This window comes from Curtobacterium caseinilyticum, assembly GCF_030363035.1.
GTDB lineage: Bacteria > Actinomycetota > Actinomycetes > Actinomycetales > Microbacteriaceae > Curtobacterium > Curtobacterium caseinilyticum.
Genome location: NZ_JAUCMN010000001.1, coordinates 227,354 through 252,473 on the forward strand (window position 1 = coordinate 227,354; position 25,120 = coordinate 252,473).

Below are 25,120 nucleotides of genomic sequence, written 5' to 3' on the forward strand. Positions count from 1 at the left end.
GCGGGAAGAGTGGGGGTGACGCTCAGTCGACGGGGACCGGGTCGTGCACGTCGACGTAGACGTCGCCGTCGCGGACCTCGACCCGGAAGACCGGGACCGGCTCGTAGGCCGGGAAGTTCTGCGGCTTGCCGGTGGCCAGCGAGAACCGGGACCCGTGGGCCCAGCACTCGAGCGTGTCGCCCTCGACGAACCCCTCGGCCAGGGAGATGTCCCCGTGCGTGCAGGTGTCCCCGATCGCGTGCACGACGCCGGCCGAGTCCTTCACGATCGCCACGGCGGTACCGTCGACGACCACGCGCATCGGGCTGTCGACCGCGATGTCCGATTCGGAGCAGACCTTCTCGGCCATCAGGCGTCCGCCTGCTCGGCCTCGGGGGTGGCGGCGGCGACCGCGGTGCGGCCCTCGGCGAGCTCCTGCTCGACCGCGGCGATGAGGCGCTCCTCGAGCTCGGGCGCACCGATCTTCTGGATGACCTCGACCAGGAAGCCGAGGACGACGAGGCGACGGGCCTCTTCCTCGGGGATACCGCGGGCCTGCAGGTAGAACAGCTGCTCGTCGTCGAAGCGACCGGTCGCGCTCGCGTGCCCGGCGCCCTCGATGTTGCCCGTCTCGATCTCGAGGTTCGGGATGCTGTCCGCGCGCGTGCCGTCGGTCAGGACCAGGTTGCGGTTCTGCTCGTACGAGTCGGTGCCGTCACCGGCGCGGCCGATGAGGACATCGCCGATCCACACCGTGTGCGCACCCTCGCCCTGCAGCGCACCCTTGTAGTTGACGCGGCCGCGGGTGTTCGGGGCGTCGTGGTTCACGTAGACCTGCTGCTCGATGTACTGCCCCGCATCGGCGAAGTACACGCCGTACATCTCGGTGTCGGCACCCTGGGCTCCGAGGTGCGTCGACGGGTTGACCCGGACGACGTCGCCGCCGAGCGAGACCACGACGTGCTTCAGGAAGGCGTCACGACCGACCTCGGCGAACTGCGTCGACACGTGCACCGCGTCGTCGTCCCAGTCCTGCAGGCTGACGACCGTGAGCCGGGCGCCGTCGCGGACCACGATCTCGACGTTCTCGCTGAGGACCGCCGACCCGCGGTTGTCGATCACGACGATGCCCTGCGCGTGCTGCTCCGCGGTGATCACGGTGTGCGCGGCGCGCGGCTGGGTGCCGAAGTCCGAGCGGGTGATCGAGATCGACTCGTGCGCCTCGGTCGCCTTGACGGTGACCTTGAGCACGGCGTCGCGCGCGGTCCAGGCAGCCGCCGCGGCGCGGTCCTCGGGCAGACCCGCGGTGCCGACGGCCGGGTCGTCGCTCCGACCCCACTCGACGTCGGCGCCCTCGGTCTGACGGGCGAGGAACGGGTAGGCGGAGCCGTCGAGGCCGCCGTCGAGCAGCGGCTGGAGCTTGGTCAGCGGCGCGAACTTCCAGTTGACCTCGCGGCCGGTGACCGGCGGGAAGGCGTCGAGGTCGCCGGACTGCGGGCGCTCCGAGCGGGTCTGGACCGGGACCTTCGTGTCCCATCCTCCGTCGGAGTGCGCGCGCGCGCCGTGCTGCTCGGTGCCCTGACCCTGCGCCGACGGAGCCTGCTGGCCCTGCGCCACGGCGGAGGGCTCGATCGGCTGGTCGATGTGCGGAGCGGGGGTGGACCCGCCGGTCGGTGTCGGGTTGGTGCTGGTGTTCGACATCTAGCCGACGGATCCTTCCATGCTCATCTCGATGAGCTTGTTGAGTTCGAGCGCGTACTCCATCGGGAGCTCGCGGGCGATGGGCTCGATGAAGCCGCGGACGATCATGGCCATCGCCTCGTCCTCCGGCATGCCGCGCGACATGAGGTAGAACAGCTGCTCCTCGCTCACGCGGGAGACCGTGGCCTCGTGCCCGAGCTGCACGTCGTCGACGCGGATGTCGATCGCCGGGTACGTGTCGCTGCGGCTCACCGTGTCGACGAGCAGCGCGTCACAGCGGACCGTGTTCGCTGCGTGGTGCGCGGCCGGGTCGACGCGGACCTCCCCGCGGTACCCGGCGCGGCCACCGCCACGGGCGATCGACTTCGAGACGATCGACGACGTCGTGTACGGCGCCATGTGGATCATCTTCGCGCCGGCGTCCTGGTGCTGGCCGGGACCGGCGAACGCGACGGACAGGGTCTCGCCCTTGGCGTGCTCGCCCGCGAGGTAGATCGACGGGTACTTCATCGTGACCTTGGACCCGATGTTGCCGTCGATCCACTCCATCGTCGCGCCCTCGTGCGCGATCGCGCGCTTGGTGACGAGGTTGTAGACGTTGCTCGACCAGTTCTGGATCGTCGTGTAGCGCACGCGGGCGTTCTTCTTCACGATGATCTCGACCACGGCCGAGTGCAGCGAGTCGGACTTGTAGATCGGGGCGGTGCAGCCCTCGATGTAGTGGACGTAGGAGTCCTCGTCCGCGATGATCAGCGTCCGCTCGAACTGGCCCATGTTCTCGGTGTTGATCCGGAAGTAGGCCTGCAGCGGGATCTCGACGTGCACGCCCTTCGGCACGTAGACGAAGGAGCCGCCGGACCACACGGCCGTGTTCAGCGCGGCGAACTTGTTGTCGCCCGCCGGGATCACGGAGCCGAAGTACTCCTCGAAGAACTCCGGGTGCTCGCGGAGCGCCGTGTCGGTGTCCATGAAGATGACGCCCTGCTGTTCCAGGTCCTCGCGGATCTGGTGGTAGACGACCTCGGACTCGTACTGCGCGGCGACGCCGGCGACCAGGCGCTGGCGCTCGGCCTCGGGGATGCCCAGGCGCTCGTAGGTGTTGCGGATGTCCTCGGGCAGCTCTTCCCAGGTCTGGGCCTGCTTCTCGGTGGACTTCACGAAGTACTTGATGTTGTCGAAGTCGATGTCCGACAGGTCGGCACCCCACGACGGCATCGGCTTGCGGTCGAACAGCGTCAGCGCCTTGAGGCGGAGCTTGCGCATCCACTCGGGCTCGTTCTTCCGGGCGGAGATGTCGCTGACCACCTCGTCCGACAGACCGCGGCGCGCAGACGCACCGGCCGTGTCGGAGTCGGACCAGCCGAACTCGTACTGGCCGAGCCCTTCGAGTTCTGGACGGTCGATGAGCACGTCGGACATGGTCTCCTCGTTTCCTTCTCGCGGCAGCGTCTGTGGGGACAACCCGTGACGTCCGGACGCCATTCCACCGCGGACCTCCGACAGGAGTCCCACGGCGTTGCTGCCTCGCAACGTCGATGGTCCCACGCAGTCGTCCGACCGAACGGCGATCTCGGCCCATTCGGAGCCGGCGCCTGCCTAGACTTGACTGCTGCTGAACCCTCGAATCCTACAGGTTCACCGCACGGAACAACAGGAAGGCACCACCCTCGTGACTCGCGTCGGACCCACCGTCGAGCAGGGCGTCCAGCAGGAGACCCGGAACCCACGGTGGTGGTCGCTCCCCCGCGCCGTCGACCCCCGCGTGATCTGGCTCGCCTGGGCGTCCTTCGTGGTCGAGGTCGTGCTGATCGGCACCGGCGGCCTCGTCCGCCTGACCGCGTCCGGTCTGGGGTGCCCGACGTGGCCGAAGTGCACCGCCGAGTCGCTCGTGTCGACCCCGGAGATGGGTGTGCACGGCGTCATCGAGTTCGGCAACCGGCTGCTCACCTTCGTCCTGGTGGTCGTCGCGGTCGCGATGTTCCTCGCCGTGGTCCGGATGCGCCGCACGCGTCCCGAACTCTTCTGGCTCGCGTTCGCCCAGGGCATCGCGATCCCGGTGCAGGCGGTGATCGGCGGCCTCAGCGTGCTCACGAACCTCAACCCGTTCGTCGTCGGCCTGCACTTCGTGGTCTCCACGACGCTCGTCGCGGTCACCGCCACGCTCGTGTACCGCTCGATGAACGGACCGCGGACCGCCGCACGGCTCGTCCCCGGCTGGTACACGGGCCTGGTCCGTTGCACCGTCGCCGCCGTGGTGGTCACCGTCCTGGTCGGCATCCTGACGACGGGCTCCGGCCCGCACGCCGGTGCGAGCGAGGCGGTCGACGGTGGGCGCCTGCACCGCACGGGCTTCGACCCGCAGCTCATGGAGCACCTGCACGCGATCCCGGCCTACGTGCTCTTCGCCCTGACCCTCGCGCTCGTCGTCGGCGCGGTCGTCCTCCGTCTGTCGAGCCGCTGGGCCCTCGTCCTGCTCGTCGTCGAGTTCGTGCAGATCGCCGTCGGCCTGACCCAGGCGCGGACCGGTCTGCCGGTCGGCCTGGTGGGGACGCACATGGTGCTCGCCGGACTGCTCGTGGGTGCGGTGACCGTCGTCGTGCTCTCGACGCGCGGCAGCGCCGGCCGCCAGGCCGTCCGGGAGCGCATCGCCGCCTGACGCGCTCCTCGCTCGTCCTCCGACATCCCGCGCGTCGCCCCGCTCCGATCGGCGGCGCGTGGGATGTCGGCGTCCATGCGTCGCCCCGCTCCCATCGACGCCGCGTGGGATGTCGTCGTCCGGACTGCCTCGGTGCCGGCGACCACGCTCGAGACGCCGGCGACGCAGCGCGACACCGCCGACAGCGCGAGACGCCCCCGGATCCGACTGGGTACCGGGCGGACGCGACCGTCTCGCGCCCCCGCAGGCCCGGCCACGACTCGGACGGGAGGCCCGTCGCCCGCTCGCCCCGCGCCTCCCGTCCGGCGCCCGCTCGCCGCCGCGCGGCTGCCGCGACACCGTCGTCGTCGTACGACAGCGGCATCGTCGCCCCGGTCGACCCGCCCGGAGCGGCCCGCCTCGCCCGCCGCCTCCCGCGACACCGTCGTCGTCGTACAACAGCGGCATCGTCGCCCCGGTCGACCCGCCCGGAGCAGCCCGCGTCGCCCGCCGCCTCCCGCGACACCGTCGTCGTCGTGCGACAGCGGCTGTGTCATGGCAGCCGGAAGCACTCACCCACACCCGCGCCCAGCTGCCCGCGTCTGCCCCGGCCGCGCAGTCCCGCAGCCGCGCAGTCCCCCGCGCCGCGCAGTCCCCCGGCCGCGCACCGCCCGCGTCCGCGCAGCCCCACGACGCACGACAGCGCCGCCGGCGGACCGGCGGCGCTGTCCTGGGCGACGAGCCCGCGCTAGAGCGAGAAGGTGAAGACCTGCGGCAGCAGCGGGTCGATGCCCACGGCGATGAACAGCAGCGTCAGGTAGGTGATCGAGCTGTGGAAGACGCGCATCGGCTGGACGTGCTCGACGTGCTGGATCGCCCGCGAGTAGAGCTTGTGCGACTCGACGACGAACCAGATGCCGCCCGCGAGTGCGACGACCGTGTAGAGCGGCCCCATGCCCGCGACCGGGATCAGCAGCAGCGAGCAGACCAGGGTCGCCCAGGCGTACAGGACGACCTGGAGCCCGACGACCGTGCGGCCCCGGACCACCGCGAGCATCGGCACGTCGGCGGCGTCGTAGTCGTCGCGGTACTTCATCGACAGTGGCCAGTAGTGCGGCGGCGTCCAGAGGAAGATCACCATGAAGAGGATGATCGGCGCCCACGACAGCGACCCGGTGACGCCGGCCCAGCCGATCAGCACCGGCATGCAGCCGGCCGACCCACCCCAGACGATGTTCTGCGGCGTGCGGCGCTTGAGCCACAGCGTGTAGACGCACACGTAGATGAGGATCGCGACGACGCTGAGCGCCGCGGCGAGCCAGTTCACCAGGAACCCGAGCACGGCCGTCGACAGCACCGCGAGCACCCACGAGAACACCAGGGCCTCGCGGTCGGTGAGCTCACCGGTGACGAGCGGACGGGTGCTCGTCCGCTTCATCAGCCGGTCGATGTCACGGTCGATGTAGCAGTTGAACGCCGATGCGGACCCCGCCGACATCGCCCCACCGAGCATCGTCCAGAACACGAGCCACAGGTCGGGCACGCCCCGCTCGGCCAGGAACATCGTCGGCGCGGTCGTCACGAGCAGGAGCTCCATGACGCGCGGCTTCGTGAGAGAGACGTACGCACGGACCTTGCGGGACAGCGTCGAGCGGGGTCGAACGATGTCGGGCCGGGTCTCGGTGGCAGTCAACAGGGCAACCTCAGTCTGTTCGCATCAGCTCGCACACTCGGTGGACGGCTCCGTCGTCGTCGGGGCGTGCGTGGACCCGGAATGCACACGGGCCCACGTCAGTTTAGGCCATCGAGGCGCCGCGACGATGCCCCGCCCCGCCGACCGGGCCGACGCCCGACACGGCTCCGTCGTCACCTGGACACCTTCTGAGTGCGTGGTCAGTATGCTGGACACGCCCTCCCGCATTGCGTGCCCCGAAGACGTCGGCCGTATCGAGCCGGTCGGCCGCCGCTCGACGGCGACACGACACACGGCCCCGGGACGGCGATCATGTCCGTGCGATGGCACGAGCCCTCGCACATGTCGCAACAACGAAGGGTCAACATCCAAGTGGCTGAATTCACCTGGGACGCCATCGACCGGAAGGCCGTCGACACGGCACGCGTCCTCGCCGCCGACGCGGTCGAGGCCGCCGGCAACGGTCACCCCGGCACCGCGATGAGCCTCGCGCCGGTCGCCCACCTGCTCTTCCAGAAGGTGATGCGTCGCGACCCCAGCGACTCCACCTGGATCGGCCGCGACCGCTTCATCCTCTCCGCCGGTCACGCCTCGATCCTGCAGTACGTGCAGTTCTACCTGCACGGCTACGGCCTCGAGCTCGAGGACCTCCAGCACCTGCGCAAGTGGGGCTCGAAGACCCCGGGTCACCCGGAGTACGGCCACACCGACGGCGTGGAGATCACCACCGGCCCGCTCGGCCAGGGCCTCGCCTCGGCCGTGGGCTTCGGCTACGCCCAGCGCTTCGAGCGCGGCCTCTTCGACCCGGAGACCGCCGACGGCGAGTCGCCCTTCGACCACTTCACCTACGTGATCGCCGGTGACGGCGACATGCAGGAGGGCGTCACGAACGAGGCCGCGAGCCTCGCCGGCCGCCAGCAGCTCGGCCGCCTGGTCGTCTTCTACGACTCGAACCAGATCTCGATCGAGGACGACACCGACATCGCGTTCTCCGAGGACGTCGCCGCCCGCTACGAGTCGCTCGGCTGGCACGTCCAGCACGTCGACTGGAAGAAGACCGGCGAGTACTCCGAGGACGTCGAGGAGCTCCACCGCGCCGTCGAGGCCGCCAAGGCCGAGACGACGAAGCCGTCGCTCATCGTCCTCAAGACGATCATCGGTTGGCCGTCGCCGACCAAGCAGAACTCCGGCAAGATCCACGGCTCCGCGCTCGGCGCCGACGAGCTGAAGGGCCTCAAGGAGGTCCTCGGCTTCGACCCGGAGAAGACCTTCGACGTCGACCCCGAGGTGCTCGAGTACACCCGCGGTGCGATCGCCAAGGGCCAGGAGCAGCACGCCGAGTGGACGAAGACCTTCGACGCGTGGGCCGCGGCCAACCCGGAGAAGAAGGCGATGCTCGACCGCATCAACGCCGGCGAGCTCCCCGAGGGCCTCGAGGAGGCCCTGCCGGTCTTCTCCACCGAGAAGGCCGTCTCCACCCGCGCCGCCTCCGGCAAGGTCATCAACGCCATCGCGCCGCTCATGCCCGAGTTCTGGGGCGGTTCGGCGGACCTCGCCGAGTCGAACCTGACCACGATCGAGGGCGCGAAGTCCTTCGGTCCGGCCGAGGCGTCGACGAAGACCTGGTCGACCGACCCGTACGGCCGCGTGCTGCACTTCGGCATCCGCGAGCACGCGATGGGCTCGATCCTGTCCGGCATCGTGCTGCACGGGAACACCCGCCCCTTCGGCGGCACGTTCCTCATCTTCAGCGACTACATGCGTCCGGCGGTCCGTCTCGCCGCGCTCATGAAGGCGCCGGCGATCTACGTCTGGACCCACGACTCCATCGCCCTCGGCGAGGACGGCCCGACGCACCAGCCGATCGAGCAGCTCACCGCCCTCCGTGCGATCCCGGGTCTCGACGTCGTCCGTCCGGCCGACGCCAACGAGGTCTCGTACGCCTGGCTCGAGATGCTCAAGCACAAGGACCGTCCGGCCGGCATCGCGCTGAGCCGCCAGAACCTCCCGGTCTTCGAGCGTGGTGAGGGCGACGCCTCCGGCGAGACGCTCGCCTCCGCGAAGAACGTCGCGAAGGGCGCGTACATCCTGGCCGAGGCGCCGAACGGCACCCCGGACGTCATCCTCATCGGCACCGGTTCCGAGGTGCAGATCGCGGTCGAGGCACGCGAGCAGCTCAAGGCCGAGGGCATCAACGCCCGCGTCGTGAGCGCCCCGTCGCTCGAGTGGTTCTTCGAGCAGGACGAGGCCTACCGCGAGCAGGTCCTCCCGAAGGCCGTCACCGCGCGCGTCTCCGTCGAGGCCGGCATCGGCATGAGCTGGCGCGACATCGTCGGCGACAAGGGCCGCAGCGTCTCGATCGAGCACTTCGGTGCCTCGGCGGACTACCAGCGCCTGTTCGCCGAGTTCGGCTTCACGACGGAGCACGTCGTCGCCGCCGCCAAGGAATCGATCGCAGCTTCCTGACCCTCGAGGGGCCGGGTCCGGTACGCCGGATCCGGCCCCTCTGCCGGGAGGCACGCGGCGGCCCCGCCACGTGCCTCCCGGCCTCCAGACCACGACACCACGGCCCCGGTCGCGTCACGCAGACCGGGCCGGTCGACGAAAGAAGAAGAGAAACCCATGGCTGAGAACACCCCCACCGCCGCCCTCTCCGAGGTCGGCGTCAGCATCTGGCTCGACGACCTGTCGCGCGAGCTGCTCGAGACCGGCAAGCTGACCGAGCTCATCGAGCAGAAGAACGTCGTCGGCGTCACCACGAACCCGACCATCTTCGCGTCGGCCCTCGCCAAGGGCGAGCGCTACGACTCGCAGGTCAAGGAGCTCGCGGCGAAGGGCACCGACGTCACCGAGGCGATCTTCGAGATCACCACGCAGGACGTCGCGAACGCCTCCGACGTCTTCAAGCCGATCTACGACGAGACCAAGGGCTTCGACGGCCGTGTCTCCATCGAGGTCGAGCCGGGCCTGGCCCACGACACGCAGAAGACCATCGAGCAGGCCAAGTTCCTGTTCGAGAAGGTCGGCCGCGAGAACGTCCTCATCAAGATCCCCGCGACCCTCGAGGGCCTCGAGGCCATCACCGAGGTCATCGGTGCGGGCATCTCGGTCAACGTCACCCTGATCTTCTCGCTCGAGCGCTACCGCGCCGTCATCGACGCCTACCTCGGCGGGCTCGAGAAGGCCAAGGCTGCCGGTCACGACCTCTCGAAGATCCACTCGGTCGCGTCGTTCTTCGTGTCGCGCGTCGACTCCGAGATCGACAAGCGCCTGGACTCCGTCGGCACCGACGAGGCCAAGGCCCTCAAGTCGAAGGCCGGCATCGCCAACGCGCAGCTCGCGTACCAGGTCTGGACCGAGCAGTTCGCCACCGAGCGCGCCCTGGGCCTGCTCGAGTCCGGTGCCAACACGCAGCGCCCGCTCTGGGCCTCGACCGGTGTCAAGGACCCGTCGCTGCCCGACACGCTCTACGTGACCGAGCTCGCCGCGCCGAACACCGTCAACACCATGCCGGGCAAGACGCTCGACGCGACCTTCGACCACGGCGAGATCCACGGCGACGCCATCGCCGGCTCGTTCGACGACGCGCAGCAGGTCATGGACCAGATCGCCGCCGCCGGTGTGGACTACGACGACGTCGTGGCCCTGCTCGAGAAGGAGGGCGTGGACAAGTTCAACGTCTCCTGGGGCGAGCTCGTCGACACGGTGAAGACCGCGCTCGAGAACAGCAAGTAAGCACACCAGGAGCCCGCGTCCCGCGGACGGCACCACCGCCCTCGGGACGCGGGCACCCACGGTCGTGACCCGACCGCCGGGGCCGCCACGTGCCTCCCGGCCGGACCCGACCACCACGACGGCGGAGTCGCCGCTGCCACCGCAGCGCAGCGCTCCGCCGTCTCCGTTCGACTCACAAGGAGTTCACCGACTCATGTCACCGGTGGCGATCACCCCGGAGCACAACCCGCTCCGGTTGCCGACCGACCGACGTCTGAACCGGATCGCGGGTCCCAGCACCCTCATCATCTTCGGCGTGACGGGCGACCTGTCGCGCAAGAAGCTGATGCCCGCGGTCTACGACCTGGCGAACCGGGGCCTCCTGCCCCCGGGCTTCGCACTCGTCGGGTTCGCCCGGCGCGACTGGGAGGACCAGGACTTCTCCCAGCTCGTGCACGACGCGGTCCGGGACCACTCCCGCACCCCCTTCGACGAGGCCGTCTGGAAGCAGCTCGAACAGGGCATCCGCTTCGTGCAGGGCTCGTTCGACGACCCCGAGGCGTTCCTCGAGCTCAAGCGCACGGTCGACGAGCTCGATGCGCAGCGCGGCACGCTCGGCAACCACGCCTTCTACCTGTCGATCCCGCCCAAGATGTTCCCGGTCGTGACCGAGCAGCTGAAGGTCTCGGGGCTCACCGAGAAGCGCGAGGACTCGTGGAGCCGTGTGGTCGTCGAGAAGCCCTTCGGCTCCGACCTCCGCACCGCCCGAGAGCTGAACGCGATCGTCGAGAGCGTCTTCGCGCCCGACGACGTGTTCCGCATCGACCACTACCTCGGCAAGGAGACCGTCCAGAACCTGCTGACGCTCCGGTTCGCCAACCAGATGTACGAACCCATCTGGAACTCGAACTACGTCGACCACGTGCAGATCACGATGGCCGAGGACATCGGCGTCGCCGGGCGTGCCGCCTACTACGACGGCATCGGTGCGGCGCGCGACGTCATCCAGAACCACCTGCTGCAGCTCCTCGCGCTGACCGCGATGGAGGAGCCCGTCTCGTTCAAGGCCGCGGACCTGCGTGCCGAGAAGGAGAAGGTGCTCTCCGCGGTCCGACTGCCCGAGGACCTCGCAACGGCGACGGCCCGCGGGCAGTACGACGGCGGCTGGCAGGGTGGCGAGAAGGTGCTCGGGTTCCTCGAGGAGGCGGGCATGAACCCCGAGTCCACGACGGAGACCTACGCGGCGATCAAGCTCGACATCGCGACCCGTCGCTGGCAGGGCGTGCCCTTCTACCTGCGCGCCGGCAAGCGCCTGGGTCGCCGCGTCACCGAGATCGCGATCGTGTTCAAGCGCGTCCCCGAGGACGTCTACGGCAACACGCAGGCGCCGCTCGGGCAGAACGCGCTCGTCATCCGCGTGCAGCCGGACGAGGGGGTCACGCTCCGCTTCGGCTCGAAGGTCCCGGGCGTCGGCACGCAGGTGCGCGACGTGACGATGGACTTCGGCTACGGACACGCGTTCACCGAGGCCTCGCCCGAGGCGTACGAGCGGCTCATCCTCGACGTGCTCCTCGGCGATCCGCCCCTGTTCCCCCGTCACCAAGAGGTGGAACTGTCGTGGAAGATCCTCGACCCGATCGAGGAGTTCTGGGCCACGCAGGGCCAGCCCGAGCAGTACCGTCCCGGCACGTGGGGTCCGGCGTCCGCCGATGCCCTGCTCGCCCGCGACGGCCGGACCTGGAGGCGTCCATGAAGATCGACATGCCGAACACCACGGTGTCCAAGATCCAGAAGAAGCTCGTGCACATCCGCGAGGAGGGCGGCGCCGTCGCCCTCGGCCGCGTGCTGACGCTCATCATCTCGACGGCACTGGGCCACGAGGAAGAGGCGATCTCGGCCGCGAACCAGGCGTCGCGCGAGCACCCGATGCGCGTGATCATCGTGTCGAAGAACGACGGTGACACGAAGTCCCCCGGTCGTCTCGACGCGCAGATCCGCGTGGGCAGCGATGCGGGTGCGAGTGAGGTCATCGTCCTCCGCGCATACGGCGAGACCGCGACGGACGAGGAGAGCCTGGTCACCGGCCTGCTCCTGCCCGACGCGCCCGTCGTGGCCTGGTGGCCGCAGACCGCTCCGGAGCAGCCGGCGGCGTCCGCGCTGGGCCGGATCGCGCAGCGCCGCATCACCGACGCCGCCGCGCAGAAGGACCCGAACGGCGCGATCGAGGCGCTCGGGAAGTCCTACGTGCCGGGCGACACCGACTTCGCGTGGACGCGGCTCACGCTCTGGCGGAACCAGCTCGCCGCGGCGCTCGACCAGCCGCCGTACGAGCCGGTCACGGGCGTGGAGGTCTCCGGAGCGAGCGACAGCCCGTCGACGATCCTGCTCGCCGCGTGGCTCCAGCTGCAGCTGCAGGTCCCGGTGTCCGTCGTCACGTCGCCACGCGCGACCGGGTCGAGCGGCATCCACGGGGTCAAGCTCGAGCGCGCCTCGGGCGCGATCGACCTGGAGCGCTCGCTCGTCGACGTCGCCACGCTGTCGATGCCGGGCCAGCCGACGCACGACCTCTCGCTGCCGCGGCGCAACCTGCGTGACTGCCTCGCAGAGGAACTCCGTAGACTCGACCCGGACGTCCTCTTCGGGGACGTCGTCAAGCACGGGGTGCCGCAGCTCCGCGACTCGATCGCGGGCTGAGCGCCCACACGGTCGGGTCCGGGTCGGCGTTCTCCACGAGCGCCGACCCGGCCCGCCCGGACCGGGCCTCCCGCTCGCGCGGGGGCCCGGTCGGACCGGACGGCAGTGCCGCCCGGTCGGACCGAAGGCGGTCGCACCGGTCGGCCGCCACGAACACGGGAGTCACGTGACCAACGAACGACGGGTGCTGGTGCACCCGGACAAGCAGGCCCTCGGCGCATCGGTCGCCGCTCGCTTCATCACGAAGATCATCGACGTGCTCGACGAGCAGGAGCGCGCGGACATCGCGATCAGCGGTGGTTCGGTGTCGTCCCTCGTCCTCGCCGCGATCGGGCAGTCGCCGGCGCGCGAGAGCGTCGACTGGTCGAAGGTGCACGTGTGGTGGGTCGACGAGCGCTGGGTCGCCGAGGGTGACGCGGACCGCAACGTCACCGGGACGCAGGCAGACTTCTTCGCCCACGTCGACGTCCCGGCCGAGAACATCCACCCGATGGCGGCGTCGGACGCCGGCCTCACCATCGAGGAGGCCGCATCGCAGTACGAGCGCGAACTGCAGGAGGCCGCCCCCGAGGGAGCCGTGACCCCGCGCTTCGACATCACGCTGCTCGGCGTCGGCCCCGACGGCCACACGGCGTCGCTGTTCCCGGAGTTCCCGCAGCTCTCGGTCACCGACCGCGCCGTGCTCACCGTCGACGACTCCCCCAAGCCGCCGCCGCAGCGCCTCACGCTCTCCTTCCCGGTGATCAACGCTTCGCAGCGCGTGTGGGTCATCTTGTCCGGCGCCGAGAAGGCGTCCGTCCTCGGCCTCGCGCTGGCCGGTGCCGCGGTCGACGAGGTGCCCGTCGGCGGCGTGCAGGGCCGGAAGCGCACGGTCTTCTTCGTCGACCAGGACGCTGCCCGCGAGGTCCCCGAGAACCTCATCGCTTCCACCTACTAGACGCGACCCCGGACGGACGGATGGGAGGCGCGGTGCCAGCTGGCACCGCGCCTCCCATCCGTCTCCGCCCACCTGGCTTCTAGACCCGCCTGACCCCGGTCCCTCCGGGTTCCGAAATCCTGCGCTCTCGGTGCACGCGGACTCGCTTCATGGAACCCCGCCGCACGGACGCGGCGAGTTGTGAAACCTCGACGAGCCGTGTCTGGCGCGTCCGAGGGTTCGACGACAGACGACGAAGGCCCCCGCACCGGGATCGGTGCGGGGGCCTTCGGATGTGTGGTGCTACTTCGCGGTGCCGCGCCGCTGCCGGAGCTGCTGGAGCGCGTCCTCGAGGAGCTGCGCCGCCTCTTCCTCGGTGCGGCGCTCCTTCACGTACGCGAGGTGCGTCTTGTAGGGCTCGGTCTTCGCGACGACGGGAGGGTTCTCCTTGTCGCGGCCGGCCGGCAGCCCCGTGGAGGGCGAGTCGACCGTCTCCGGGATCTCGTCGTCCGGCAGGTTCGCGGCGAAGTACCGCACGACCTCGTTGCCGAGGGCGTCCCAGTACGAGATCGCCACGCGCTCGGCCTGGACCCCGCGGTCCTGCTCACCCATCGGGCCCGCGCCGACGCGGGATCCCCGGATTGCACTGCCTCCGCTCGCCATGTGTCAGCTCCCAGCCGTGAACTTGTTGATGAGACCGAGCACGATGATCGACACGATCCAGACCAGACCGAGGATCACCGTGATGCGGTTGAGGTTGCGCTCGGCGACGCCGGACGCCCCGAGGTTGCTCGTCACGCCGCCGCCGAACATGTCGGACAGGCCACCACCGCGGCCCTTGTGCAGGAGGATGAGGAGCGTGAGCAGGAGGCTCGTGATCGCGAGCAGGACCTGCAGCACGACGGAGAGTATCGCCACGACGTACCTTTCGTGTCAGTCAGCCATGCAAGTGTAGCGGGCCACCGGAGCGGCCGGGGTCACCGGCACGGGCGTGGCCCGCGGCGCACCGCAGGCCCGGACGTGGTCCAGGCCGGTCACGCGGACGTGACCGGCCTGGACGGGGTGGTTCAGAGTCCGACGTGCTGCCGGAAGCGCGCGATGGCCGCGAACTCCTGCACGTCGAGGGAGGCGCCACCGACGAGCGCGCCGTCGATGTCGGGCTCGCGGAGGAAGCCGGCGATGTTGCCCGACTTGACCGAACCGCCGTAGAGGACCCGCGTGGCCGCGGCCGCCTCCTCGCCCCACGCCGCAGCGACGGCACGACGGAGTGCGGCGCAGTCGTCCTGCGCCTGCTCGGGCGTCGCGGCCTGACCGGAGCCGATGGCCCAGACCGGCTCGTACGCCACGACGATCTCCGCCGGCTGCACCGCGCCGAGGACCACGTTCAGCTGCTCGACCGGGACGACGCCCGCACCCCGCTGCTCGCGCTCCTCGCCGGTCTCGCCGACGCAGACCACCGGCACGATGCCGTGCTTGACGGCAGCGGCGGTCTTCGCGGCGACGACCTCGTCGGTCTCGCCGTGCATCGTGCGACGTTCGGAGTGCCCGACGATGACGTACTGCGCGTCGAGGGCGGCGAGGAACGCGCCCGAGACGTCACCGGTGTAGGCACCCGAGTCGTACTGCGAGAGGTCCTGAGCGCCGAACCGGATCTGCAGCTTGTCCGCCGAGATGAGCGTCTGCACGCTGCGGAGGTCGGTGAAGGGCGGGAACACCGCGACCTCGACGTCGTCGTGGTCGTGACGCGCGTCCTTCAGCGTCCACGCGAGCTTCTGCACGGTGGCGATCGCCTGCAGGTGGTCGAGGTTCATCTTCCAGTTCCCGGCGATGAACGGAGTACGGCTCATCGGGACCACCCCAGTGCTTCGAGGCCGGGCAGCGACTTGCCCTCGAGGAACTCGAGGCTCGCGCCACCACCCGTCGAGATGTGCCCAAACCGGTCGTCGGAGAAGCCGAGCGACCGGACGGCCGCCGCGGAGTCGCCGCCACCGACCACGCCGAGTCCGTCGACCTCGGTCAGGGCCTGCGCAACGGTCTTCGTGCCGGCCGCGAAGGCCGGGAACTCGAACACGCCCATCGGGCCGTTCCAGAACACGGTCTTCGAGCTGGACACCGCCGCAGCGAACCGCGCCGCCGTCTCCGGGCCGATGTCGAGGCCGATGCCGTCCGCACCGAACGACGAGGACTCGATCGCGTCCGCCGCCACGGTCTCGTGCGACGCGTCGGCGGAGAACCCGGAGGCCACCACCACGTCGGTCGGCAGGTCGATCGTCACTCCGAGCTCGTCGGCCTTCGCCAGGTACGCGCGGACGGTGTCGAGCTGGTCCTGCTCGAGCAGCGACTTCGCCACCCCGTGGCCCTGAGCCGCGAGGAAGGTGAAGAGCATGCCGCCGCCGATGCAGAGCGTGTCGACCTGCGGGAGCAGGTGCTCGATGACGCCGAGCTTGTCACTGACCTTCGACCCGCCGAGCACGACCGTGTAGGGGCGCTGCGGGTCCTTGGTCAGCCGCTCGAGCACCGTCAGCTCGGACTCGATGAGCGAGCCGGCAGCGCTGGGGAGCGCGTCGGCGAGCTCGTAGACCGAGGCCTGCTTGCGGTGCACGACGCCGAAGCCGTCGGACACGAACGCGTCGCCGAGGGCGGCGATCCGCTCGGCGAACTGCTGACGCGCGGCGGCGTCCTTCGACGTCTCCTCCGGGTTGAAGCGGAGGTTCTCGAGCAGCAGGACGTCGCCGTCCCCGAGGGCCTCGGCGGCAGCGGTCGCCTCGTCGCCGACGGTCTCGCCGACGAAGGTGACCTCCTTGCCCAGCAGCTCGGAGAGTCGCTGCGCCACGGGGGCGAGCGAGTACTCCGGTGCCGGCGACCCGTCGGGCCGGCCGAGGTGCGAGATCACGATGACCCGCGCCCCGGCGTTCACCAGGGTGTTCAGCGTGCCGAGCGACGCCCGCACGCGGCCGTCGTCGGTGATCGTGCCGTCCTTGAGCGGGACGTTCAGGTCACAACGGACGACGACCCGCTTGCCGGCGAGGTCGCCGAGGTCCTCGAGGGTGCGGAGGCTCATGCCGAGAGTCGCTCGCCCACGTACTCGGTGAGGTCGACGAGGCGGTTCGAGTAGCCCCATTCGTTGTCGTACCACGAGGTGATCTTCACGAGACCGCCGATGACCTTGGTCAGGCCCGAGTCGTAGATCGAGGAGTGCGGGTCGGTGGTGATGTCGGTCGACACCAGCGGGTCCTCGCTGTAGAGCAGGATGCCCTTGAGCGGGCCCTCGGCCGCCTCCTTGTACGCCGCGTTGATCTCGTCGACGGTGACCTCGGACTTGGTCTCGAGGGTGAGGTCGGTGATCGAACCGGTCGGCACCGGCACGCGGAGCGCGTAGCCGTCGAGCTTGCCGGCGAGCTCCGGCATGACCAGACCGATGGCCTTGGCGGCACCGGTCGAGGTCGGGACGATGTTCAGTGCGGCGGCACGGGCACGACGCGGGTCCTTGTGCGGGCCGTCCTGCAGGTTCTGGTCGGCGGTGTAGGCGTGCACCGTCGTCATGAGGCCGCGCTCGATGCCGAACTTGTCGTGGAACACCTTGGCGAGCGGCGCGAGGCTGTTCGTGGTGCAGGACGCGTTCGAGATGATGTTGTGGTTGGCCGGGTCGTACTGGTCCTCGTTCACGCCGAGGACGATGGTGACGTCGTCGCCGGTCGCCGGGGCCGAGATGATGACCTTCTTGGCGCCCGCGTCGATGTGCTTCTGCGCGTCGGCGGCCTTGGTGAAGAAACCGGTCGACTCGATGACGATGTCGACGCCCAGCTCGCCCCAGGGGAGGTTGGCGGGGTCGCGCTCCGCGAGGACCTTGATCGGCTTGCCGTCGACGACGATGCTGTCGCCGTCGAGCTCGACGGAGACACCGAGACGACCCGTGACGGAGTCGAACTTCAGCAGGTTCGCGAGGGCCGCGTTGTCGGTGAGGTCGTTCACCGCCACGATCTCGAGGTCGGAGCCCTTCGCGAGGGCGGCCCGGAAGAAGTTACGGCCGATGCGGCCGAAGCCGTTGATGCCGATCTTGACGGTCAATGGATCTCCTGGTGGGTGTGGAGCGCCCCGGGGGCGCTGCTTTCGGAGTCGTGTGCCCTTCGGGCCCACGTGTGGTGGACGATACGCCCCGTAACGTCGCCGTCACGACCCTAGCAGTCGGACACTGCGCGCCAGCGCCGGATGACGGTCCGTCCGGACGGTGGTCCGGACGGGGGTGGAACCGGGCCGGAGACGGACGGGAGGCGCGGTGCCAGCTGGCACCGCGCCTCCCGTCCGGATGGCCCGCACGCTGCGACTACGCGCCCTCGAGCTCCTCCGGCACGCTGGCCTCGGTGCCCGGGATGCCGAGGTCGGAGGCCTTCTTGTCGGCCATCGCGAGCAGGCGGCGGATGCGGCCGGCGATGGCGTCCTTCGTCATGGGCGGGTCGGCGTGCTGGCCGAGCTCGTCGAGCGAGGCGTCCCGGTGCTCGAGGCGCAGCGAACCGGCGTACTTGAGGTGGTCCGGGACCTCGTCGCCGAGGATCTCGAGCGCACGCTCGACACGGGCGCAGGCGGCGACGGCGGCCTGCGCGGAGCGGCGGAGGTTCGCGTCGTCGAAGTTGACCAGGCGGTTGGCGGTGGCGCGGACCTCGCGGCGCTGGCGCATCTCCTCCCACTCCGCGGTCGTCCGCGCGGCACCCATCACGGTGAGCATCTGGCCGATGGCCTCGCCGTCCCGGATCACGACACGGTGGACACCGCGGACCTCACGGCCCTTCGCGGCGATGCCGAGGCGCGAGGCGGCGCCGACCAGGGCCATCGCGGCCTCGTTGCCCGGGCAGGTGACCTCGAGCGCCGCGGCCCGACCCGGGTCCGTGAGGGTGCCGGAGGCGAGGAAGGCGCCGCGCCAGATGGCGGCGAGGTCCTCGCGGTTCCCGGTGGTGAGCCGGTTCGGCAGCCCGCGGACGGGACGACGTCGGGCGTCCATCAGACCGGTCTGGCGTGCGAGGGTCTCCCCCGCCTCGAGCACGCGCACGAGGTAGCGGGTGCCGCGCCGCGACGACGCGGACGAGCCGACGCTCGCCTCGGACCGGACGCCGTACAGCTCCGCCAGGTCCTTCCGCACGCGGTGCACGATGATCCGGGTGTCGAGCTCGACCTCGACGGCGATCCTGCCGGAGATGACGTGCAGGCCGCCCGCGAACCGCAGGATGGTCGCGAGCTCGGCGGCGCGGACCGTGTTGCGGTTCACGACGACCCTGGCCAGTTCGTCCTTGACCTCGGCAGTCAACGGCACAGCATCATTCCTAACGTTTCTTCGGTGGGGTCCGCGGCCCCGGCGCACGTCCGTGTGGAGCGGCCGGAGGGACGGTCACTCCCGGCCGAGATCTCGGTTCTTCACACGCACGGCGACGTCGGGCATCCCGCGGAGGAGGTTCGCCAACTCGGCGACGACGGCGACCGAGCGGTGCTTGCCGCCGGTACAGCCGATGGCGATCGTAGCGTGTCTTTTGTTCTCGCGCTGGTACCCGGCGAGCACGGGCTCGAGCACGGCGGCGTAGCGCTCGACGAACGAACGGGCTCCCGGCTGGGCCAGGACGTAGTCGGAGACGGGGGCGTCGAGGCCCGTGTGCGGACGGAGTTCCGGCACCCAGTAGGGGTTCGGGATGAACCGCACGTCGGCGACCATGTCGGCGTCGGCGGGCAGCCCGTACTTGAAGCCGAAGCTCATCAGGGTGACCTGCACGCCGACGAAGTGGTCGTCGGCGAACCGCTCCGTCACGGTGTTCGCGAGCTGGTGGATGTTGAGGTCCGACGTGTCGATCACCACGTCGGACGCCTCGCGGAGCCCCGACAGCCGCGACCGCTCGAGCCCGATGCCGTCGAGGAGCGTGCCGTCCCCCTGCAGGGGGTGCGGGCGGCGGACCTGCTCGAAGCGGCGGACGAGCACGGCGTCGGTCGCCTCGAGGAACAGGACGCGGACGCGGGCCGACGTGCCGGACCGGACCTGTTCGACGGCCTGCTCGGGGTCGGTGAAGAACCGCCCGCCGCGGACGTCGACCACCGTGGCGATCTTGGGGATCTTCTCGCCCGCTCGGTCGGCGAGCTCGGTGAGCGGACCGAGCATCTGGGTGGGCAGGTTGTCGACGACGTACCAGCCGAGGTCCTCGAGGGCCTTGCCGACGGTCGACCGCCCGGCCCCGGACATGCCGGTGACGATGAGGATGTCGTGCTGCTGCGTCGTGCGGCCCGTCCCGTCCGGCGCTCTGCCGGTGCTCGTCTCGCTCGTGGGACTCGGGTCGCTCGTGGGACTCGGGTCACTCGTGCGACTCGTGTCGCTCGTGTCGCTCATGTGTGGGAGGGCTCCGTCGTGGCGGCCCGGGCCACGGCCCGGGGAGGTCTCGGCTGCACGTCCAGGCTACCGTCCGCGTGCTGGACGGGGCGGCCCGCCGCCCGCGGAGCGGGCAGGACCCCGCTGCTGCGTCCGGCAGCGGGGTCCGGTCCGTCGTGCCGCCCGGTCACAGCGGGCGGTGCGGACCCTCGCCGGTCACGTCCGGGACGCGGACGGGACCGGCCGGACGGGAGGCACGACCCGGCTCGGTCGCGCCGGTCGCGGGGGTCGGGACCGGGATCGGGGTCGCGTCCGTCGGGCTGGCGGGTCCGGTCGCGCTGGCAGGAACGGCTGCGCTGCCCGGCTCGGCTGCGCTGCCCGGCTCGGATGCGCTGCTGGGCTCGGCTGCGCTGGTGGGCTCGGCTGCGCTGGTGGGCTCGGCTGCGCTGGTGGGCTCGGCCGGGCTCGTGGTCGGGGCGCTCTGCGGCGTCTGGGCCAACTTGGCGACGACCGCCGCCGCGGTGGCCGGGCCGACGCCGTTCACCTCGGCGACCTGCTCCGCCGTCGCCTCACGGAGCCGGGCCACCGACCCGAAGTGCTTCAGCAGCGCGTTCACCCGGGACGGCCCGAGACCGGGGATCTCCGACAGCTGCGACCGCACGTCCCGCTTTCGCCGGGTGCGCTGGTGCGTGATGGCGAAGCGGTGCGCCTCGTCGCGGATCCGCTGGATCAGGAAGAGCGCCTCCGAGTTGCGCGGCATGATCACCGGGAAGTCGTCGTCGGGCAGCCAGAGCTCCTCGAGACGCTTCGCGATGCCGACGAGCGCGATGTCGTGCACGCCGGCCTCGTCCATCGCCCGCTTCGCCGCCTGCACCTGCGGCTGCCCGCCGTCGACGATGACGAGCTGCGGTCGGTAGGCGAAGCGCTTCGTGGGCTTCGTGCCCTCGACGACGCCGTCGCTCGTGGCGTCGGGCACGTCCGGGACGGCTGCGTCCTCGTCGAGACGGGCCAGACGTCGCGAGAGCACCTGGTACATGCTGTCGGTGTCGTCGGTCGTCTCGGCGATCGTGTACCGCCGGTACTGGTCCTTCCGCGGGAGCCCGTCCTCGAACACCACCATGGAGGCCACGACGTTCGTGCCCTGCAGGTGCGAGATGTCGTAGCACTCCATCCGCAGCGGCGCCTCGGTCATGCCGAGGGCGTCCTGGATGTCGGCCAGCGCGGCCGAGCGGGTGGTGTAGTCGGCGCTCCGCTTCGTCTTGTAGAGCATGAGGGCCTGCGCCGCGTTCTGGGCGGCGGTCCGGGCCAGGCCGGCACGGTCGCCGCGCTGCGCGGTGCTGAGCTTCGTGCCGCGGCCGCCACGGCGTTCGCTGAGCCACTGCTGCAGGGCCTCGGCGTCCTCGGGCAGCTCCGGCACGACTACCTCGCGCGGGACGTCCTCGCTCGTCGCGTACTGGCCCTGCACGATCTGCTCGACGAGGTCGCCCGTGCTGATGTCGAGCTCCTTGTCGACGACCCAGCCACGGACACCACGGATGCGTCCACCCCGGACCGAGAACAGCTGCACGGCGGCCGCGAGCTCGTCCTCCGCGACGCCGAACAGGTCGAGGTCGACGGAGTCGCGGAGCACCACCGCGGACTTCTCGAGGACGGCTTCGAGCGCACCGACCTGGTCGCGGTACTTCGCGGCCTGCTCGTAGTCCATCGCGTCGGCCGACGCGGCCATGCGCTGCCGCAGCGTGGTGATCACGCGTCGGTCGTAGCTGCCCATGAAGCGGACGAACTCCTCGACGATCGCGCGGTGCTCGGCGATCGTGACCTTCTGCGAGCACGGGCCGCCGCACTTGCCGATCTGCCCCGGGAAGCACGGCTTGCCGGTCTGCATCGCCTTCTTGTACGAGGAGTCCGAGCAGGTGCGGATCGGGAACACCTTGATCATCAGGTCGATCGTGTCGTGCACCGCCCAGATCTTCGGGTACGGCCCGAAGTACTTCGCACCCTTGATCTTCCGGTTGCGGGTCACCATCACCCGCGGCGACTCCTCGCCCAGGGTGATCGCCATGTACGGGTACGACTTGTCGTCCCGGAACTTGACGTTGAACGGCGGGTCGAACTCCTTGATCCACGTGTACTCGAGCTGCAGGGCCTCGATCTCGGAGCCGACCGTGGTCCACTCGACGCTGCGGGCGGTCAGCACCATCCGCCGCGTGCGCTCGTGGAGCGTCGGGAGCGGCGCGAAGTAGTTGCTCAGCCGTGCGCGGAGGTTCTTCGCCTTGCCGACGTAGAGCACCCGTCCGGCCTCGTCACGCCATCGGTAGACGCCCGGGTCGGTCGGGATCTCCCCCGCCTTCGGCCGCCAGGAGACGGTGTCCGCCACCTACCGAGCACCTGCCTTCTGCTTGCCCTGCTGCTGCTTCTGGGTCGCCTGACGTGCGCCGACGGCCTGCTCCTTGCCGACCCGTGCGTCCTGCGCGTCGAAGATCTCGCGCAGGAACACGCCGGTGTGGCTCTCCGGCACGTCGGCGACGTGCTCGGGGGTGCCGACGGCCAGGACGGTCCCGCCACCCGCGCCGCCCTCGGGGCCCATGTCGACGAGCCAGTCCGCCGACTTGATGACGTCGAGGTTGTGCTCGATCGTGATGACGGTGTTGCCCTTGTCGACCAGGCTCTGCAGCACGAGCAGCAGCTTCCGGACGTCCTCGAAGTGGAGACCGGTCGTCGGCTCGTCGAGCACGTAGACCGTCCGTCCGTTCGAGCGACGCTGGAGCTCGGTCGCGAGCTTGACGCGCTGCGCCTCGCCCCCGGAGAGCGTCGTGGCACTCTGCCCGAGCCGGACGTACCCGAGGCCCACGTCGACGAGGGTCGCCATGTAGCGGTGGATCGCGGAGATCGGCTCGAAGAACTCGGCGGCCTCGCTGATGGGCATGTCGAGGACCTCGGAGATGTCCTTGCCCTTGTAGTGCACCTGCAGCGTCTCGCGGTTGTACCGAGCACCACCGCAGACCTCGCACGCGACGTAGACGTCCGGCAGGAAGTTCATCTCGATCTTGATGGTGCCGTCGCCGGAGCAGTTCTCGCAGCGACCGCCCTTGACGTTGAAGCTGAAGCGACCCGGCTGGTAGCCGCGCGCCTTCGCCTCGGGCGTCTCGGCGAAGAGTTGCCGGATGCGGTCGAAGACGCCCGTGTAGGTCGCCGGGTTCGACCGCGGCGTGCGACCGATCGGCGCCTGGTCGACGTGCACGACCTTGTCGAGCTGGTCGAGCCCCTTCACGCGGGTGTGCTTGCCGGCGATGTGCCGCGCACCGTTGAGCTGGTTCGCGAGCACCTTGTACAGGATGTCGTTGACCAGGGTCGACTTGCCGGAACCGCTCACGCCGGTGACTGCCGTGAACACCCCGAGCGGGAAGTCGACGTCCACCTGCTTGAGGTTGTTCGCGCGGGCGCCCTGCACGCTGATGACGCGCTTCGGGTTGATCTTCCGCCGCTCGGCGGGGACCTCGATGGCGCGACGACCCGCGAGGTAGTCACCCGTGATGGACTCGCGGTTCGCGATGATGCCCTCGTAGGAACCGGAGTGCACGACGTTGCCGCCGTTCACGCCCGCGCCGGGTCCGATGTCGACGACCCAGTCCGCGGTCCGGATGGTGTCCTCGTCGTGCTCGACCACGATGAGCGTGTTGCCGAGGTCCTTGAGCTTGACGAGCGTGTCGATGAGCCGGCGGTTGTCGCGCTGGTGCAGACCGATGCTCGGCTCGTCGAGCACGTAGAGCACGCCGGTCAGGCCGGAGCCGATCTGCGTCGCCAGTCGGATGCGCTGGGCCTCGCCGCCGGAGAGTCCGCCGGCACCGCGTGCGAGCGTCAGGTAGTTGAGCCCGACCTCGAGCAGGAACTCGAGCCGTGCGCGGATCTCGCGGAGCACCGCTGCAGCGATGTGCGCCTCACGCTCGGTCAGCGTGATTTCCTCCATGAAGCCGTACGCCTGGTCGAGCGACATGTCGGTCACGTCCGCGATGCTGCGGCCGTCGACCGTCACGGCGAGGACCTCGGGCTTCAGGCGCGTGCCGTCGCAGACCGGGCACGGGACCTCGCGCAGGTAGCCCTGGAAGCGCTGACGCTGCGAGTCCGACTCGGCCTCGGCGAACTTGCGCTCGATGTAGGGCATCACGCCCTCGAACCCGCTCGTGTACCGCATCTCACGGCCGAAGCGGTTCTTCCACGACACGGAGACCTGGAAGTCCTTGCCGGTCAGGATCGCCGCCTGGACCGACGGGTCGAGCTGGCTCCACGGGGTGTCGAGGCTGAACCCGAGGTCCTTGCCGAGGCCCGCGAGGAGCTTCTCGAAGTACGAGTAGAGCCCGCTCGTGCCCGTCCAGGGCAGCAGCACGCCGTCGCGGAGCGACGCCTCGGGGTCGCCGAGCACCAGGTCGGGGTCGACCGACATGCGGGTGCCGAGACCCGAGCACTCAGGGCACGCACCGAACGGCGCGTTGAACGAGAACGTGCGGGGCTCGATCTCGGTCAGCGCGAGCGGGTGGTTGTTCGGGCACGAGAGGTTCTCGGAGTAGGTCCGCACCGCGCCGGGGCCCTCGTGGTCGACCAGGTCGATCGCCACGGTGCCGTTGGTCAGGCGCAGGGCCGTCTCGAGCGAGTCGGTGAGACGCCCGAGGATGTCGTCGCTCGCGACCAGACGGTCGACGATGACGGAGATGTCGTGCTTGACCTGCTTCTTCAGCTTCGGCGGATCGCTCAGCTGGACCCGCTCCCCGTCGACGATCGCGCGGGCGTAGCCGGACGCGGCGAGTTCCTGGAAGAGGTCGACGAACTCGCCCTTCTTCTTCGAGATCACGGGTGCGAGCACCTGGAAGCGGGTGCCCGTCTCGAACTCCATGAGCTGGTCCGCGATCTGCTGCACGCTCTGCTTGCTGATCACCTCGCCGCAGACGGGGCAGTGCGGGACGCCGATGCGCGCCCAGAGCAGACGCATGTAGTCGTAGACCTCGGTGATGGTGCCGACCGTCGACCGCGGGTTGCGGTTCGTCGACTTCTGGTCGATCGAGACCGCGGGCGACAGGCCCTCGATGAAGTCGACGTCCGGGCGGTCCACCTGCCCGAGGAACTGGCGCGCGTAGGCGGAGAGCGACTCGACGTAGCGGCGCTGCCCCTCGGCGAAGATGGTGTCGAACGCGAGCGAGGACTTGCCCGACCCGGACAGTCCGGTGAAGACGACGAGCGAGTCGCGCGGGATCTCGAGGTCGACGTCGCGGAGGTTGTGGACGCGGGCACCGCGGACGCTGAGCGTCGAGGTGCTGTGCGGTGCCGTCCCGCCCGGGATGTGGAGGTCGGCAGGCTCGCCGAAGGCGGTCCGGCCCGGGGTCGCGGTTCCGCGGTCAGAAGTGATGGTCATCGCAGACGATTGTACGAAGCCCCGCCGACATCCGTCCGGGCGTG

At 70.1% G+C, this 25,120-nt stretch carries 19 protein-coding genes; 6 read left to right on the forward strand and 13 right to left on the reverse strand.

Annotation, left to right across the window (positions count from 1 at the left end):
* Positions 1-22: 22 nt before the first annotated feature.
* The 3 genes from QUG93_RS01095 to sufB are packed head-to-tail and all read right to left on the reverse strand — an operon-like array spanning position 23 to position 3,099.
* Complete coding sequence (locus QUG93_RS01095; protein ID WP_434533061.1) at positions 23-349, reverse strand: non-heme iron oxygenase ferredoxin subunit; 327 nt, start codon at positions 347-349, stop codon at positions 23-25.
* The gene (sufD, locus tag QUG93_RS01100; RefSeq protein ID WP_289471781.1) at positions 349-1,680 is read right to left on the reverse strand and encodes a Fe-S cluster assembly protein SufD; all 1,332 of its coding nucleotides are present in this window, start codon (positions 1,678-1,680) and stop codon (positions 349-351) included. Before sufD ends, QUG93_RS01095 begins: the two co-directional genes overlap by 1 nt.
* Complete coding sequence (gene sufB, locus QUG93_RS01105; RefSeq protein ID WP_289471782.1) at positions 1,681-3,099, reverse strand: Fe-S cluster assembly protein SufB; 1,419 nt, start codon at positions 3,097-3,099, stop codon at positions 1,681-1,683. It abuts the gene before it with no gap.
* A gap of 250 nt (positions 3,100-3,349) precedes the next feature.
* Here sufB and QUG93_RS01110 point away from each other — a divergent pair, with 250 nt between their 5' ends.
* Positions 3,350-4,336 carry a COX15/CtaA family protein gene (locus QUG93_RS01110; protein ID WP_289471783.1) on the forward strand — a complete coding sequence of 329 codons (987 nt, stop codon included), beginning with the start codon at positions 3,350-3,352 and terminating at the stop codon, positions 4,334-4,336.
* Between the two features lie 727 nt (positions 4,337-5,063).
* Here the strand turns inward: QUG93_RS01110 and QUG93_RS01115 are convergent.
* Positions 5,064-6,011, reverse strand: a complete 948-nt coding sequence (locus QUG93_RS01115; protein WP_289472045.1) for a heme o synthase — start codon at positions 6,009-6,011, stop codon at positions 5,064-5,066.
* A gap of 369 nt (positions 6,012-6,380) precedes the next feature.
* Between QUG93_RS01115 and tkt the strand changes: the two genes are divergently transcribed.
* The 5 genes from tkt to pgl all read left to right on the forward strand — a co-directional run bounded on the left by tkt (position 6,381) and on the right by pgl (position 13,353).
* Positions 6,381-8,474: a transketolase gene (gene tkt / locus QUG93_RS01120; protein ID WP_289471784.1), complete on the forward strand. Its 2,094-nt coding sequence runs from the start codon at positions 6,381-6,383 to the stop codon at positions 8,472-8,474.
* 156 nt (positions 8,475-8,630) lie between these two features.
* Positions 8,631-9,743 (forward strand): transaldolase, encoded by a 1,113-nt coding sequence (gene tal, locus QUG93_RS01125; RefSeq protein ID WP_289471785.1) that lies wholly within the window; start codon positions 8,631-8,633, stop codon positions 9,741-9,743.
* A 193-nt stretch (positions 9,744-9,936) separates the two neighbouring features.
* A complete protein-coding gene (gene zwf / locus QUG93_RS01130) occupies positions 9,937-11,475 on the forward strand; it encodes a glucose-6-phosphate dehydrogenase (protein WP_289471786.1) in 1,539 nt (512 codons plus the stop codon).
* A complete protein-coding gene (locus QUG93_RS01135; protein ID WP_289471787.1) occupies positions 11,472-12,416 on the forward strand; it encodes a glucose-6-phosphate dehydrogenase assembly protein OpcA in 945 nt (314 codons plus the stop codon). The genes zwf and QUG93_RS01135 overlap by 4 nt, the downstream gene beginning before the upstream one ends.
* A gap of 166 nt (positions 12,417-12,582) precedes the next feature.
* Positions 12,583-13,353: a 6-phosphogluconolactonase gene (gene pgl, locus QUG93_RS01140; RefSeq protein ID WP_289471788.1), complete on the forward strand. Its 771-nt coding sequence runs from the start codon at positions 12,583-12,585 to the stop codon at positions 13,351-13,353.
* A 282-nt stretch (positions 13,354-13,635) separates the two neighbouring features.
* Here the strand turns inward: pgl and QUG93_RS01145 are convergent, their stop codons facing one another.
* The 9 genes from QUG93_RS01145 to uvrA form a co-directional block, all read right to left on the reverse strand.
* Entirely contained in the window at positions 13,636-13,995 is a 360-nt protein-coding gene (locus tag QUG93_RS01145) for an RNA polymerase-binding protein RbpA (RefSeq protein ID WP_289471789.1), read from the reverse strand.
* A 3-nt stretch (positions 13,996-13,998) separates the two neighbouring features.
* The gene (secG, locus tag QUG93_RS01150; protein WP_058727797.1) at positions 13,999-14,250 is read right to left on the reverse strand and encodes a preprotein translocase subunit SecG; all 252 of its coding nucleotides are present in this window, start codon (positions 14,248-14,250) and stop codon (positions 13,999-14,001) included.
* Positions 14,251-14,399: 149 nt separating this feature from the next.
* Entirely contained in the window at positions 14,400-15,179 is a 780-nt protein-coding gene (gene tpiA, locus QUG93_RS01155) for a triose-phosphate isomerase (protein WP_289471790.1), read from the reverse strand.
* Entirely contained in the window at positions 15,176-16,393 is a 1,218-nt protein-coding gene (locus tag QUG93_RS01160) for a phosphoglycerate kinase (RefSeq protein ID WP_289471791.1), read from the reverse strand. Before QUG93_RS01160 ends, tpiA begins: the two co-directional genes overlap by 4 nt.
* Positions 16,390-17,400: a type I glyceraldehyde-3-phosphate dehydrogenase gene (gene gap, locus QUG93_RS01165; protein WP_289471792.1), complete on the reverse strand. Its 1,011-nt coding sequence runs from the start codon at positions 17,398-17,400 to the stop codon at positions 16,390-16,392. The genes QUG93_RS01160 and gap overlap by 4 nt, the downstream gene beginning before the upstream one ends.
* 256 nt (positions 17,401-17,656) lie before the next feature.
* Positions 17,657-18,637 carry a DNA-binding protein WhiA gene (gene whiA, locus QUG93_RS01170; RefSeq protein ID WP_289471793.1) on the reverse strand — a complete coding sequence of 327 codons (981 nt, stop codon included), beginning with the start codon at positions 18,635-18,637 and terminating at the stop codon, positions 17,657-17,659.
* A 75-nt stretch (positions 18,638-18,712) separates the two neighbouring features.
* Positions 18,713-19,693, reverse strand: coding sequence for an RNase adapter RapZ (rapZ, locus tag QUG93_RS01175; protein WP_289471794.1), 981 nt, complete (start codon positions 19,691-19,693; stop codon positions 18,713-18,715).
* A 166-nt stretch (positions 19,694-19,859) separates the two neighbouring features.
* Positions 19,860-22,049, reverse strand: a complete 2,190-nt coding sequence (gene uvrC, locus QUG93_RS01180) for an excinuclease ABC subunit UvrC (RefSeq protein WP_434533062.1) — start codon at positions 22,047-22,049, stop codon at positions 19,860-19,862.
* Positions 22,050-25,076, reverse strand: coding sequence for an excinuclease ABC subunit UvrA (uvrA, locus tag QUG93_RS01185; RefSeq protein WP_289471795.1), 3,027 nt, complete (start codon positions 25,074-25,076; stop codon positions 22,050-22,052).
* Between the last annotated feature and the right edge of the window lie 44 nt (positions 25,077-25,120).

Bases quoted from the DNA above. Each gene is read 5' to 3' on its own strand.
- QUG93_RS01095 (WP_434533061.1), bottom strand. From the start codon at position 349: ATGGCCGAGAAGGTCTGCTCCGAATCGGACATCGCGGTCGACAGCCCG.
- sufD (WP_289471781.1), bottom strand. From the start codon at position 1,680: ATGTCGAACACCAGCACCAACCCGACACCGACCGGCGGGTCCACCCCC.
- sufB (WP_289471782.1), bottom strand. From the start codon at position 3,099: ATGTCCGACGTGCTCATCGACCGTCCAGAACTCGAAGGGCTCGGCCAG.
- tal (WP_289471785.1), top strand. From the start codon at position 8,631: ATGGCTGAGAACACCCCCACCGCCGCCCTCTCCGAGGTCGGCGTCAGC.
- zwf (WP_289471786.1), top strand. From the start codon at position 9,937: ATGTCACCGGTGGCGATCACCCCGGAGCACAACCCGCTCCGGTTGCCG.
- QUG93_RS01135 (WP_289471787.1), top strand. From the start codon at position 11,472: ATGAAGATCGACATGCCGAACACCACGGTGTCCAAGATCCAGAAGAAG.
- QUG93_RS01145 (WP_289471789.1), bottom strand. From the start codon at position 13,995: ATGGCGAGCGGAGGCAGTGCAATCCGGGGATCCCGCGTCGGCGCGGGC.
- tpiA (WP_289471790.1), bottom strand. From the start codon at position 15,179: ATGAGCCGTACTCCGTTCATCGCCGGGAACTGGAAGATGAACCTCGAC.
- QUG93_RS01160 (WP_289471791.1), bottom strand. From the start codon at position 16,393: ATGAGCCTCCGCACCCTCGAGGACCTCGGCGACCTCGCCGGCAAGCGG.
- rapZ (WP_289471794.1), bottom strand. From the start codon at position 19,693: ATGAGCGACACGAGCGACACGAGTCGCACGAGTGACCCGAGTCCCACG.
- uvrA (WP_289471795.1), bottom strand. From the start codon at position 25,076: ATGACCATCACTTCTGACCGCGGAACCGCGACCCCGGGCCGGACCGCC.